Origin of the sequence: Agromyces mediolanus (genome assembly GCF_023715325.1) — a bacterium.
GTDB classification, from domain to species: Bacteria; Actinomycetota; Actinomycetes; order Actinomycetales; family Microbacteriaceae; genus Agromyces; species Agromyces mediolanus_A.
In genome coordinates, this window is sequence record NZ_JAMBNX010000005.1 from 120,773 (window position 1) to 134,067 (window position 13,295).

Annotated in this window: 11 protein-coding genes and 1 tRNA gene; 11 read left to right on the top strand and 1 reads right to left on the bottom strand. The window is 71.9% G+C overall.

Features of this window, described 5'->3' with window-relative positions; all coding sequences use genetic code 11:
• Nucleotides 1-27: 27 nt before the first annotated feature.
• The 6 genes from M3147_RS10515 to M3147_RS10540 all read left to right on the top strand — a co-directional run bounded on the left by M3147_RS10515 (nt 28) and on the right by M3147_RS10540 (nt 6,977).
• Complete coding sequence (locus tag M3147_RS10515) at nt 28-1,713, top strand: glycoside hydrolase family 13 protein (protein ID WP_251203629.1); 1,686 nt, start codon at nt 28-30, stop codon at nt 1,711-1,713.
• Between the two features lie 113 nt (nt 1,714-1,826).
• Complete coding sequence (locus M3147_RS10520; RefSeq protein WP_251203429.1) at nt 1,827-3,185, top strand: ABC transporter substrate-binding protein; 1,359 nt, start codon at nt 1,827-1,829, stop codon at nt 3,183-3,185.
• A 116-nt stretch (nt 3,186-3,301) separates the two neighbouring features.
• A complete protein-coding gene (locus tag M3147_RS10525) occupies nt 3,302-4,177 on the top strand; it encodes a carbohydrate ABC transporter permease (RefSeq protein WP_285873787.1) in 876 nt (291 codons plus the stop codon).
• Complete coding sequence (locus M3147_RS10530) at nt 4,174-5,148, top strand: carbohydrate ABC transporter permease (protein ID WP_439954196.1); 975 nt, start codon at nt 4,174-4,176, stop codon at nt 5,146-5,148. Before M3147_RS10525 ends, M3147_RS10530 begins: the two co-directional genes overlap by 4 nt.
• 172 nt (nt 5,149-5,320) lie before the next feature.
• Nucleotides 5,321-5,396, top strand: a tRNA-Arg gene (locus tag M3147_RS10535).
• A gap of 177 nt (nt 5,397-5,573) precedes the next feature.
• The gene (locus M3147_RS10540) at nt 5,574-6,977 is read left to right on the top strand and encodes an MFS transporter (RefSeq protein ID WP_251203431.1); all 1,404 of its coding nucleotides are present in this window, start codon (nt 5,574-5,576) and stop codon (nt 6,975-6,977) included.
• A gap of 11 nt (nt 6,978-6,988) precedes the next feature.
• On the opposite strand, the gene M3147_RS10545 is transcribed toward M3147_RS10540, so the two are convergent.
• Nucleotides 6,989-7,432, bottom strand: a complete 444-nt coding sequence (locus M3147_RS10545; RefSeq protein ID WP_251203432.1) for a MarR family winged helix-turn-helix transcriptional regulator — start codon at nt 7,430-7,432, stop codon at nt 6,989-6,991.
• 120 nt (nt 7,433-7,552) lie between these two features.
• On the opposite strand from M3147_RS10545, the gene M3147_RS10550 reads away from it, so the two are divergent.
• The 5 genes from M3147_RS10550 to M3147_RS10570 all read left to right on the top strand — a co-directional run bounded on the left by M3147_RS10550 (nt 7,553) and on the right by M3147_RS10570 (nt 13,280).
• Complete coding sequence (locus M3147_RS10550) at nt 7,553-8,032, top strand: Lrp/AsnC family transcriptional regulator (RefSeq protein WP_251203433.1); 480 nt, start codon at nt 7,553-7,555, stop codon at nt 8,030-8,032.
• 250 nt (nt 8,033-8,282) lie between these two features.
• Complete coding sequence (locus M3147_RS10555) at nt 8,283-9,761, top strand: amidase (RefSeq protein ID WP_251203434.1); 1,479 nt, start codon at nt 8,283-8,285, stop codon at nt 9,759-9,761.
• The gene (locus M3147_RS10560; RefSeq protein ID WP_251203435.1) at nt 9,758-11,005 is read left to right on the top strand and encodes an alpha/beta hydrolase family protein; all 1,248 of its coding nucleotides are present in this window, start codon (nt 9,758-9,760) and stop codon (nt 11,003-11,005) included. The genes M3147_RS10555 and M3147_RS10560 overlap by 4 nt, the downstream gene beginning before the upstream one ends.
• A gap of 59 nt (nt 11,006-11,064) precedes the next feature.
• Nucleotides 11,065-12,525, top strand: coding sequence for an MFS transporter (locus M3147_RS10565; RefSeq protein ID WP_251203436.1), 1,461 nt, complete (start codon nt 11,065-11,067; stop codon nt 12,523-12,525).
• Nucleotides 12,522-13,280, top strand: coding sequence for an SDR family NAD(P)-dependent oxidoreductase (locus M3147_RS10570; RefSeq protein ID WP_251203437.1), 759 nt, complete (start codon nt 12,522-12,524; stop codon nt 13,278-13,280). The genes M3147_RS10565 and M3147_RS10570 overlap by 4 nt, the downstream gene beginning before the upstream one ends.
• Nucleotides 13,281-13,295 lie beyond the last annotated feature (15 nt).

Sequence of the window (13,295 nt, forward strand, 5' to 3'; positions counted from 1 at the left end):
AACGACGAGGAGCACCAGCGCGTGACCATGCCACTCACCGCCACCACGGCCGGCCCCGGCACTCCGGCCGGCGACGCCGACTGGTGGCGCAGCGCCGTCATCTACCAGGTGTACGTGCGCAGCTTCGCCGACTCGGACGGCGACGGCATCGGCGACCTGCAGGGCGTGCGCAGCCGGCTCGACTACCTCGCCGAGCTCGGCGTCGACGCACTCTGGTTCACCCCCTGGTACCCCTCGCCGCTCGCCGACGGCGGCTACGACGTCGCCGACTACCGGGCGATCCACCCCGCCTTCGGCACCCTCGCCGACGCCGAGGAGCTCATCGAGGACGCGGCCGCCCGAGGCATCCGCACCATCATCGACATCGTCCCGAACCACGTCTCGCACGAGCACCCCTGGTTCCAGGACGCCCTCGCCGCCGGCCCCGGCAGCCCCGAGCGCGAGCGCTTCTGGTTCCGGCCCGGCCGCGGCCCGGCCGGGGACGAGAAGCCGAACGACTGGGTGTCGGAGTTCACCGGCGAGCCGTGGACCCGCACGACGAACCCCGACGGCACGCCCGGCGACTGGTACCTGCACCTCTTCACCCCCGAGCAGCCCGACCTCAACTGGACCCACCCCGACGTGCGGCGCGAGCACGAGGAGATCCTGCGGTTCTGGTTCGACCGCGGCGTCGCCGGCGTGCGCATCGACTCCGCCGCGCAGCTCATGAAGCACCCCGAGCTGCCCGACTACCCGACCGCGCCCGGGCCGGGGGAGCACCCCCACATCGATCGCGACGAGCTGCACGAGCTCTACCGTTCCTGGCGGCGGATCGCCGAGAGCTACGACGACCCCCGCGTGCTCGTCGGGGAGATCTGGCTGCCCGACGCCCAGCGCTTCGCGGCGTACCTCCGCCCGGACGAGATGCACACGGCGTTCAACTTCGACTTCATGACGCGCCCGTGGGACGCCGCCGAGCTGCGGGCCTCGATCGAGCTGATGCTGCGCGTGCACGCTCCGGTCGGCGCGCCGAGCACCTGGGTGCTCTCGAACCACGACATCACCCGACCGGTGACGCGCTACGGCCGTGAGGACTCGAGCTTCGCCTTCCGCAAGAAGCGCTTCGGCACCCCGAGCGACCTCGCCCTCGGAACCCGGCGCGCCCGCGCCGCCGCGCTGCTCACCGCGGCCCTGCCCGGCTCGCTCTACCTCTACCAGGGCGACGAGCTCGGCCTTCCCGAGGTGGAACTCCCCGTCGCCGTGCTGCAGGATCCCATGCACTTCCGCTCCGGCGGCATCGACCCCGGCCGCGACGGCTGCCGGGTCCCCCTGCCCTGGCGCGGGCTCGCAGAACCCTTCGGCTTCAGCCCGGCGGGCGCCGCGGCGGCGCCGTGGCTGCCGCAGCCGGCCGACTGGTCCGGCCTCACCGTCGAGGCGCAAGAGGCCGACCCCGCCTCCATGCTCGCGCTGTACCGGCGGGCCCTCGGCATCCGTCGCGAGGACCCCGCGCTCCGCTCCGGCGCGCTCGAGTGGGTCGACGCGGACCCCGGCGCGATCGCCTTCCGCCGCGGCGACGGATTCCTCAGCATCACGAACCTCGGCGCGGCTCCCATCGAGCTGCCGCCGCACGAGTCGATCCTCCTCGCGAGCGCCCCGCTCGACGGGGGCCGGCTCGCCGCCGACGCCACCGCCTGGCTGCGCATCGCGCCGTCGGGCACGACGACGGCGCCCTGACCCGCACCATCCGCCCGCACCGCCCGCACCACGCACCACGCACCACGCACCATCCACCCGCACCACGCACCATCCGCACCACTCACCGCATCACAGCACCGAAAGGACCGACAATGAAGTCATCACGTACCGTCGCGGCCGGCATCGCCGCGCTCGCCATGGTCGGCGCGCTCGCCGCCTGCTCCTCCGGGGGCAGCGACGGCGACGGCAAGCTCGAGCTCCGCGTCGCCACCTTCCCGCCCGGCGCCGACCAGGCGGCCTACGACGCCTTCGCCGAGCAGGAGAAGCAGTTCGAGAAGGAACACCCCGACATCGACATCATCGGCGTCGAGTACGAGTGGACCGCCCCGACCTTCGCCGCCCAGCTCGCGGGCGGCAGCCTGCCGGACGTGTTCACCGTGCCCTTCACCGACTCCAAGACGCTGCTCGAGAACGGCCAGCTCATGGACCTCACGAAGGAGATCGACGAGCTCGGCTACACCGACAAGTTCAACCCGATCCTGCTCGAGGAGGTCACCGGCAGCGACGGCAAGGTCTACGGCTTCCCCCGCCAGGCCTACGCCAACGGCCTGCAGTACAACCGGGACCTCTTCGAGCAGGCCGGTCTCGACCCCGACCAGCCGCCGGCCACCTGGGACGAGGTGCGGGCCGCAGCGAAGACCATCGCCGAGAAGACCGGCAAGGCCGGCTACGCGACGATGACGAGCAACGGCACCGGCGGCTGGCAGCTCGCGGCGCAGGCCGACTCCCGCGGCGCCGAGCTGCAGACGGCCAACGACGACGGTACCTTCACGTCGACCATCGACAACCCGGCCACGAAGGCGACGCTGCAGTACCTGCACGACCTGCGCTGGGAAGACAACTCGATGGGCGCGAACTTCGACCTCGACTGGGGCAGCATCAACCAGGAGTTCGCCGCCGGCAACATCGGCATGTACACGAGCGGCTCGGACGTCTACACGGCGCTCGTGCGCGACTACGGCATGGACTCGGCGCAGTACGGCCTCACCGTCATCCCGCTCGAGGACGGCGGCGGCGTGCTCGGCGGCGGCGACATCGCCGTCGTCGCCCCCACGGTCGACGATGACACGAAGGCGGCCGCGGTCACCTGGATCGACTGGTACTACATGCAGAAGCTGCTGAACGAGGACGCCGCGGTCGCCGACGCGAAGGCGCTGGCCGCGAGCGACCAGGCCGTCGGCACCCCCGTGCTGCCGGTGCTCGACCAGGCCACCTACCTCGAGTCGCGCGAGTGGATCCAGGACTACATCAACGTTCCGCTCGACCAGATGACCGGCTTCACCGAGGGCATCTTCGACCAGAGCCCGGTCGGCGAGTTCAAGGGCCAGACGCAGCCGATCTACGCCCTGATGGACAACGTCGTGCAGGCGGTCCTCACCGACCGGAACGCCGACATCGACGCGCTGCTGAAGCAGCTCGACACCGACGCGCAGGCGCTGCTCGACCAGTGAGCACCACCGCGATCGATCAGACGGATGCCCCGGCCGAGGCCGGCGCGGGGCATCCGTCGCCCGAGGCGGCGGCGCGCCCCCCATCGCGCCGCCGCCGTCGCACCCCGCTCACCTGGCTGCGCGGGGGAGGGCTCTGGAACCTGGCGTTCCTCGCGCCCATGCTCGTCGTGTTCGGCGTCTTCAGCTGGTGGCCGATCGCCCGCTCGGTGATCATGAGCTTCCAGAAGACGAACCTGATCAGCGACCCCGTGTGGGTCGGCCTCGACAACTTCGCTCGGGTGCTCGCCGACCCGAGCCTCGGCACCGCCGTCGTGAACACCCTGTACTTCGCGGGCCTCGCCCTCGTCTTCGGGTTCCCGCTGCCGATCATCATGGCGGTGCTGATGAGCGAGGTGCGCCGCGGCAAGGGCCTGTACAGCGCGCTCGCCTACCTGCCGGTCGTCGTGCCGCCCGTCGTCGCGGTGCTGCTGTGGAAGGTCTTCTACAACGCCAGCCCCGACGGGGTGTTCAACACGATCCTCGGCTGGGTCGGCATCCCGCCACAGCCCTGGTTGCAGTCCTCGGCGACCGCCATGCCCTCCCTCGTCATCGAGGCGACCTGGGCGGCGGCCGGCGGCTCGATCATCATCTACCTGGCCGCACTCATCGCCGTGCCGCCGGAGCTCTACGATGCGGCCGAGGTCGACGGCGCCGGCATCTGGCGCAAGATCTGGCACGTCACGCTGCCGCAGCTGCGCGGCATCCTCTTCATCATGCTGATCCTGCAGGTGATCGGCACGGCGCAGGTGTTCCTCGAGCCGTACCTGTTCACGGGCGGCGGACCGAACAACGCGACCCTCACGGTGCTGCTGCTCATCTACCGCTACGCCTTCCAGAACAGCCTCGGCGGCGCCTACGGCGAGGCGACCGCCCTCAGCCTGATGCTCGCGATCTTCCTCGGGCTGCTCAGCTGGCTGTACTTCAAGCTCACCGACCGCTGGAGCACCAATTGACCGCGCCCGCCCCCTCCTCCGCCCAGCCGTCCGTGGCGCTGCGGCAGAAGCTCGCCGGGCTCGGCAAGCGCCGCCGCGAGCGCGCCGACGGCGGCACCGACCGCGGCATCCTGAGCGGCCACGACCGGCAGAAGCGGGGCGTGCGCGTCTCGATGGCCGGCGTGCACGTCGTGCTGTTCGTCGGGCTCGTCGTCGCCGGGCTCGGACCGCTGCTCTGGCTCGCCAAGGCGGCGGTCACGCCGACGCAGGACACGCTCAGCCATCCCTTCGAGCTCTGGCCCAACGGGATCGACTGGGCGAACCTCGCGACCGCGTGGAACGACATCCACATCGACCAGTACTTCCTGAACACGATCTGGGTGGCCGCCGGCTCCTGGTTCTTCCAGCTGCTGATCGCGACGACCGCGGGCTACGCGCTCTCGGTGCTGCGGCCGAAGTACGCGCCGATCCTGAACGCCCTCGTGCTGGCGACGTTGTTCGTGCCCGCCGTGGTGCTGCTCGTGCCGCTCTACCTCACGGTGCTGCATCCGCCCGTCATCGACACCTCGCTGCTGAACACGTACTGGGCGGTCTGGCTGCCTGCGGCGGCGAACGCGTTCAACATCCTGCTCGTGAAGCGCTTCTTCGACGGGCTGCCGCGCGAGGTGTTCGAGGCGGCGCGCACCGACGGGGCGGGGCCGTTCCGGGTGTTCTGGTCGATCGTGCTGCCGATGTCGAAGCCGATCCTTGGTGTCGTCTCGGTGTTCGCGGTGATCGCCGCGTGGAAGGACTTCCTCTGGCCGCTGCTCGTGCTGCCGGACCCGGCGGTGCAGCCCCTGTCGGTGCGCCTGCCGGCGGTGCAGTCGCAGACGGAGCTCGACGTGTTCCTCGCGGCGCTCGCGATCTCGACGCTCATCCCGATCGTGCTGTTCCTCGTGTTCCAGCGGCTCTTCCTGAGCGGCGCGGGGCTCGGCGGTGCGGTGAAGGGCTAGGCCCAGTTCCCGAGCGCTGCTCCCGAGTTGCCCGACTTTCATGAAAGTCGGGCAACTCGGATGGGTCGATCGGGATGGGTCGGGGCGCGGCGCTCGATTCGCAATCGGGTCGGCCGTGGGATAGAGTGACGTGGTTGCCTGATCGCAGTGAGTGCGCCAGGCGGCATCTGATGCGCCCGTAGCTCAATGGATAGAGCATCTGACTACGGATCAGAAGGTTGGGGGTTCGAGTCCCTCCGGGCGCACCAAACAGAACGGCCCCAGCTTCGGCTGGGGCCGTTCTGCGTCCCCCCCGGCCCCCCGCCTCCGCCCCCCAGCTGCGAGGTGCACGACGATCGGGGCGACACGCCGACGCCGCACGGCGCGTCGCCCCGATCGTCGTGCACCCGGTCGCGGTCGGCGACGGCGCGCGTCATACTAGTTAAGTGACTGAACTAGATGCGCTGCCGCCGCGGCGCGCGGCGACCGTGCTCGTCGGCCTCACTGTCGGCCTCTTCGGCTCCGCGTCGAGCGCCATGATCGTCGCCAACACGCTGCCCGCGATCGAGGCCGATCTCGGCGCGGACTCGGCCGCCGGCAGCTGGGTCGTCGTCGGCTCGCTGCTCGCGATGACCGTGTCGATCCCGCTCTGGGGGCGGCTCGCCGACGCCTTCGACGGCAAGCGCGTCGTGCAGGCGGCTTTCGTCCTCTTCATGATCGGATGCCTCGGCGCAGGCCTCGCCCCGGGCCTCGGCGGTCTCATCGCGACCCGGGCGCTGCAGGGCGTCGCGATGGGCGGCATCCTCGTCTCGAGCCAGGCGGTCATCGCCCGGGCCGTTCCCGGCCAGCGCCGGGCGGCCTACCTCGGCTACCTCGGCGCGACGATGTCGATCGCGAGCCTCTGCGGCCCGCTCATCGGCGGCGTCCTCGTCGAGCTGCCCGGCGCCGGCTGGCGCTCCGCGTTCTTCGTGCTCATCCCATTCGCCCTCGTCGGGCTCGTCGTCGTCGAGGCGGCGCTGCCGCGGCGGCCCGGGCCGGGCGGCTTCCGCATCGACGCCGCGGGGATCGCGCTGCTCGCGCTCGCCGTCACCTCGCTGCTGCTGCTCGTGACCTTCGGCGGCGTCGGCTTCGCCTGGTGGTCGCCGCAGGGCCTCGCGCTCGGCGCCCTCGGGCTGTTCGGTGCGCTCGCCCTCGTGCTCGTCGAGCGCCGGGTCGCCGACCCCGTGGTCGACCTCGCCGCGCTCGCCGTGCCCGCAGTGCGCTGGAGCGTCGTCGGCAGCGTCGCGATCGGCGCCGTGATGTTCTCCGCGGTGCTGTACCTCAGCCAGTACTGGCAGCTCGGGCGCGGGGTCTCGGCGGCGGTCACCGGCCTCCTCGTGGCACCGCTGCTCGCGGCGACGCTCGTCGCCTCGATCGTGAGCGGCCACCTCGTCGCGCGGGGGCCGCGCGCCCGCGCCGGCACCATGCTCGTCGGCGCGATCCTGCTCACCGCGGGGCTCGCCGGGCTCGCCACGGTCGGGCTCGAACCGCCGGGGTGGCTCATCGTGGCGGCCGCGAGCCTCGTCGGGCTCGGCATGGGGGCGCTGATGCAGACGTTCCTGCTCGTCGCTCAGCTCGCGGTCGGGTCGGAGCGGGTCGGCCGCACCACCTCCCTCGTGAGCATGCTGCGCTCGCTGAGCGGTGCCGCGGGCGTCGCGGTGCTCGGCGCGGTCGTCGCCTCGCTCGCGCCGGGGGAGGGGTATCCGGTCGCCGTGGCGGTCGCCTTCGGCGTCGCGGCCGCGGTCTCGCTCGGCGCGGTCGTCGCCTCGCTCGTGCTCGGCCGCACGCGGGATGCGGCGCAGCCCGGGTAGCTGGTGCCGGCTCAGACCCGGCTGCCGAAGTCCCGGTCGACCTGCTCGTCGAGGGCGAGCTCAAGGGGCAGCGTGTCGAGCGCGGCGAGTGCGCCCGCCGCATCGCCGAGGACCTCGCGGAAGCGGACGAGGAGCAGCCGCTCGGCCTCCTGCAGCCGCTCGATGCCGTGCTCGGTGACGACGAAGACGACGCCGCGGCCATCCGTCTTCGAGGATTCGCGGGCGATCAGCCCCGCCTTCACCATGCCGTTCGTGAGCGAGGTGACCGCCGGGCGCGTCACCGCGGTGGCCTGCGCCAGCTCGTAGGCGCGCCGTCCGGCGTCGCGCGCGCTGTTCAGGGCGCGGTACTGGGCGAGGTTCAGCCCGGCCTCCTCGCAGGCCTGCTGCGCGATGCGGGCGAGCCGGATCACGGTGCGGACGGAGGCGAGGAGTGCGGCGGGATCGTCGGTGTGCATGGCTGCCTTTCGGGTGCGTGGCCCGCCTCGTACCCTACGGCTCCGCGACGGTATCCTGCAGGAGCGCGATCGGAGCGGCCCGCGGGGCCCGGCCGATCCCGACGGAATCGGAGGCCGGGGATGGCGGACGCAGTGACGGGTGCCGGAGCGACCCCCGCGCTCGACGACATCGACAAAGCGCTCATCCGTCTGCTGCAGACCGACGGGCGCATGCCCTACGCGAAGCTCGGCCCGGCGGTCGGGCTCTCGAGCGCCGCGGCCCGGCAGCGCGTGCAGCGGCTGATGGAGTCCGGCGTCATCGAGATCGTCGCCGTGTCCCAGCCGCTGAAGCTCGGCTTCCACATCCAGGCGATGGTCGGCATCCGGGCGGACGGCGACATCCGCGCCCTCGCGGCGGCGCTCGCCGAGGTCGAGCAGCTCGTCTACGTCGTCGTCGCGTCGGGGCACTACGACCTCATCGTCGAGCTCGTCTGCACCGACGCCCGCGAGCTGCTGGCGATCGTGAACGATCGCATCCGCACCCTGCCCGGGGTGACCTCGACCGAGACCTACAACTACCTCTACATCGAGAAGGTCAAGTACGCCTGGGGGACCGCCTAGGCCCTCGCCGCGCTGCGGTCGGCCTCGGGTCGGCCGGTGTTCGGCGACCCCGCGGGCTCGGCTGCGGGCGCTCGCGGACGGCATCGGATCGCTCGAGGCATCCACTCGTCGACCACTGAATCACTCGTGCTCGCGATCGAATCGATTGTTCCGTTATGGATTCGCAATCGAAACAGTGGCGGAAAAGTAGTTAAGCGGCAATACTTCTTTTAGCGCGACCGACCGGAGCGCCGACCACGAAGGAGTGAGCATGATCGGACTACCCGACGACCTCGACGGCCTCGGCCAGGCCGAGCTCGTCCGCGCGGGCGAGGTCACCCCGGCCGAGCTGCTCGAAGACGCCATCGAACGGGTCGAGACCCGCAACCCCGCCGTGAACGCCGTGATCGGCACCATGTACGACGAGGCGCGCCGGGCGGTCGCCGCGCCGATCCCCGACGGGCCGTTCACCGGCGTGCCGTTCCTCCTGAAGGACGGCGGCGGCGTCGGCTACGCCGGGGTGCCGATGACCTCGGCGAGCCGCTTCCTGCAGGACTACGTGCCCGCGACGGACGGCGAGCTCACCCGCCGCTACAAGGCGGCCGGCCTCGTGCCCTTCGGCAAGACCAACCTGCCCGAGTTCGGCCTCCAGCCGACGACGGAGCCCGAGCTCTTCGGCCCGACCCGCAATCCCTGGAACCTCGAGCTCTCCGCCGGCGGCTCGAGCGGCGGCGCCGCCGCGGCCGTCGCGACCCGCATGGTCCCGATGGCCAACGCGAGCGACAGCGGCGGCTCGATCCGCATCCCCGCCTCGAACTGCGGCGTCTTCGGCATGAAGCCGACCCGGCTGCGGATCAGCTCCGCCCGTCGGCACACCGGGCTCAGCAGCCGGATGGCGGTGCTCAGCGAGCACGCCGTCACCTTGAGCGTCCGCGACTGCGCCACCCTGCTCGACGCGACCGCGGGCCCGCTCCCCGGCGACCCCTTCGTCGCCCCGCGCCCCGAGCGCCCCTACGCCGAGGAGGTCGGCCGCGACCCCGGCCGCCTACGGATCGTCTACAGCACCGCCTCGCCCCTCGGCATCCCGCTCCACCCCGACTGCATCGCCGCCGTCGAGGACGCCGCCCGGCTCTGCGAGGAGCTCGGCCACCACGTCGAACTCCGCGAGCCCGAGATCGACGGCGCGGCGCTCATCGGACCGTTCTCCACGGTCTCGGCCGGCGGCCTCGCCTGGGACATCGCCCGGCTCGAACGCCTCACCGGCCGCACCGCGACCGCCGAGCTCTTCGAACCGGCGACCTGGGCCATGATCGAGCAGGGCCGCTCGAGCGGCGTCACGATCCTGCAGTACCTCGACGCCCTCGCCGAGCTGCAGACGCTCAGCCAGCGGCTCGCTGACTTCCAGCGGCCCTACGACGTGTGGCTCACCCCGACGGCGGGGAGCGTCGCGCCGCCGCTCGGCGCCTTCGCGTCGGATGCCTCGGACCCGCTCCGCGGGCAGCGCGCCGCCGGGCTGTTCCTCCCCTTCACCACCCTCATCAACGTGACCGGCCAGCCCGCCATGTCCGTCCCGCTGTACTGGACGGCCGACGGCATCCCGGTCGGCACCCACTTCGTCGGCCCGTACGGCGACGAAGGGCTGCTCTACCGCCTCGCGGCCCAGCTCGAGGCGGCCCGCCCCTGGGCGGGCCGGCGGCCCGACACCGCACGAACCCCCGCACACCGCGCCGAGAAGGAGACGCAGCAGTGACCGACACCGCAGCACGACCGATCACCCCCGTGAACGAGTACGTCCCCGGCCCGCACTGGACCTCGTTCCGCTTCTTCGAGAGCGAGGTGATGGACGACCAGTTCAAGCACCAGCTGGGCCAGATGTTCTACGGCGGCTCCGACCTCGGCGAATGCCTCGAGGTCGCCGGGCGCATCGCCTCGGACGACGAGCAGATGTGGCTCGACGAGTGGTCCTCGCTCGCCGGCCGCATCCAGGAGCGCGCCGAGCAGGCCGAGGGCCGCGGCCACCGCCAGTCCGCCGCCTCGCTCTACAAGCGGGCCGCGACGTACTGGCGCGGCTCGCTCATCCACCACGCGCTGCCCGACGAGCCGCGCACCCGCAGCAACGCGCTCGACGCGTACCGCTGCTGGGATCGCTACCTCGAGCTCTCCGGGTTCCCGGGCGAGGCGCTGCAGATCCCCTACGAGTCGAGCTTCCTGCCCGCCTACCTCTACCGCAGCCCCATCGCGGAGGCCGAGGCGCCGCTGCTCATCTTCTTCCAGGGGCGCGACGCCTGGAGCGAGGACACCGGCTGGGTGTACGAGAACGCCATCCGCCGCGGCTACCACGCGCTCTCCGTGCAGTGCCCGGGGCAGGGCATGGCGATCCGGGTGAACGGGCTGCCGTTCCGCCCCGACTGGGAGAACGTCGTCACCCCGATCGTCGACGTCGCCGTGCAGCTCGAGGGTGTCGACCCCGAGCGCATCGGCCTCATGGGCCTGAGCTTCGGCGGGCACCTCGCGCCGCGCGCCGCCGCGTTCGAGAAGCGGCTCAAGGTGTGCATCGCGAACCCGGGCGCCATCCACTGGGGCGAGTCGATCCGCATCGGCCTGCCGCCCGCCCTCACCGAGGCGTACGCCGACGGCCCCGACACCTTCAACGCCGTCGCCGCGGCGGTGTCGGATGCCTCGCCCGTCGCCTCCTGGTTCCTGCGCGACTCGATGTGGAAGCACGGGGTCGCCACCCCCTACGACCTCATGGTCGAGTTCGACAAGTTCGACATCCGCGAGCTCGCCGGGCAGATCGAGGCGGAGACGCTCGTCATGGACGGCACCGAGGAGGTCTTCGAGGCCGGGCAGGCGCACCAGCTCTACGAGGCGCTCACCTGCCGCAAGGAGCTCATGCTCTTCGACGCCTCGACGACCGCGCAGCTGCACTGCCAGACGGGCGCGTTCGGCACCGCCGGCGAGTACCTCTTCGACTGGCTCGACGGCCGCCTCTGATGCAGTCCCCGCCGGGCCCGACCGGGCCCGGCGGCCTCCCCCGATCGAAGGACGATGACGTGACCGAGATCCCCAACACCCGAAAGCCCCCCGAGCCTGCGGCCGAGCGCACCGTCGCGCCCGCCCACCCCCGCGCCGACGGCATCGACGACGTGGTCGACGCCGTCGCCGACGCCATCCTCCCCGGCCAGCAGGAGTCGATCTCGCTGCGCGAGACGCTCCGCCGCGGCGGCTGGAGCGTCGTCTCGCTCGCCGTGCCGCTCGTCATGATGGAGCAGCTCGTGCGCGACGCGGGGACGACCCTCGCCCCCGACATCCAGCGCTCCTTCCAGCTCGACGACGCGATGCTCATCGCCGTGCTCGCCTTCTCGGGCGTCGCGCTCACCCTGCTCGGCCCGCCGATGGCGTACCTCGCCGACCGGATGCGTCGGCGGTACCTCGTCGTCGGTTCGGCCGCCCTCGGCACCGGCGCGCTGATGTGGGCCTTCTTCTCGACCTCGGTCTGGGAGATCTTCATCGCGATGACGCTGACGGGCCTCGCGGCCGCCTACTCGCAGCCCGTCTTCGGCGCGATGATCGCCGAGGCGTACCCCGTCGAGGGACGTGGCCGGGTGTACTCCCTGCACGCGATGGCGACCCCGCTGGGCCAGCTCATCGGGCCGACGCTCGCGGGCACCATCGCCGTGCTCTCGGGTGCGGGGGAGAACGCCTGGCGCTACTCCTTCCTCGGCCTCGCCGTGCCCTACGCGATCCTCGCGGTCTGCGCGGCGGTCTTCCTGAAGGAGCCGCCCCGCGGCGGCCACGTCTACGCGGTCGCGACCGGCAACTCGATGGTCTGGGAGCAGCCGATCGGCGTCTTCGCCGCATTCCGGCGACTCGTGAAGATCCGCACCTTCCTGTTCCTCTGCATGGGCATCGGCTCGCTCGGGCTCGCGCTCTACGCCGTGCCGATCCAGGTGTCGCTGCTGTTCGGCGACACCTACGAGCTCGATGCGCTCCAGCGCGGGCTCATCTTCTCGCTCACGCAGATCCCGGTCATCGGGGCGATGCTCATCGGCGGCCGGCAGTTCGACCGGCTCTACCTGACGAACCCGGCGCGGACGATGTACCTCGCGATCATCGGCATCGTGGGCTTCGGCGTGGTCATGGTGCTCGGCATCTGGGCGGAGCCGCTGTGGCTGCTGCTCGTCGTCTACGTCGTCGCGATGATGTTCAACGGCCTCACCCTCGTCTCGGTGGGCGCGATCATCGCCTCGGTGACGCCGCCGCGCTACGTCGCGCAGTCGTTCGCCGTGATGACCCTGTTCACCTTCCTCATGGGCGGCTTCTTCGGGGCCGTCATCTCCGGCCTCATCTCGAGCGCCTTCGGCACCCGGCTGGCCATCGCCCTCGCCGTCGGGCTCTCCGCCGCGGCCGCGGCGCTCTTCTACTGGCTCGGATCCCGCACGATCGGCGCCGACGCCCGTCGTGTCGCCGCGGAGATCTCCGCGGAGCTCACCGAGAAGGAGGCCGGTCGATGACCGCACCCCACCCGTTCCGCCTCGACGGCAAGGCCGTCATCGTCACCGGCGCGAGCTCCGGCATCGGGGCGGGCATCGCCCGGCTCGCCGCCCGCTCCGGGGCCGACGTGCTGCTCGTCGGGCGCTCCCGCTCCCGGCTCGCCGAGCTCGTGCAGGAGCTCCGCGAGACGGGGTCGAGCATCGCCTCGATCGCCGTGGACCTCCGCGACGACGGCGCCCCGGAGGCGGTCGCCGCCGCCGCGCTCGAAGCGTTCGACCGGATCGACGTGCTCGTGAACGCCGCCGGGATCTACCGCATGGCCTCCCTCGACGACACGAGCGACGAGATCTTCGACGAGCACTGGGAGGTGAACGTGCGGGCCCCGTTCCGGCTCACCCGTGCCGTGCACCGGCACCTCGAGCCGGGCGCCTCGATCGTGTTCGTCTCCTCGATGTCGGGCCGTGTCGGCTCGCCGAACGACTCGGCGTACTGCGCCTCGAAGGGGGCGATCGAGCTCATCGTGAAGGCGCTCGCGACCGAGCTCGCGCCCGCCGGCATCCGCGTCAACGCCGTCGCCCCCGGCAACGTGCGGACGCCGATCAACGCGGAGCTGATCACCCCCGAGCTCGAGGCCGAGATCCTCGCGACCACCCCCGCAGGCCGGATCGGCGAGGTCGACGACATCGCTCCGGCCGTGCTCTACCTCGCCTCCGACGCGTCGCGCTACGTCGTCGGAGCGAGCCTCGCCGTCGACGGGGGCTTCACCGCCCAGTGAGCCCGCCGCCGCACC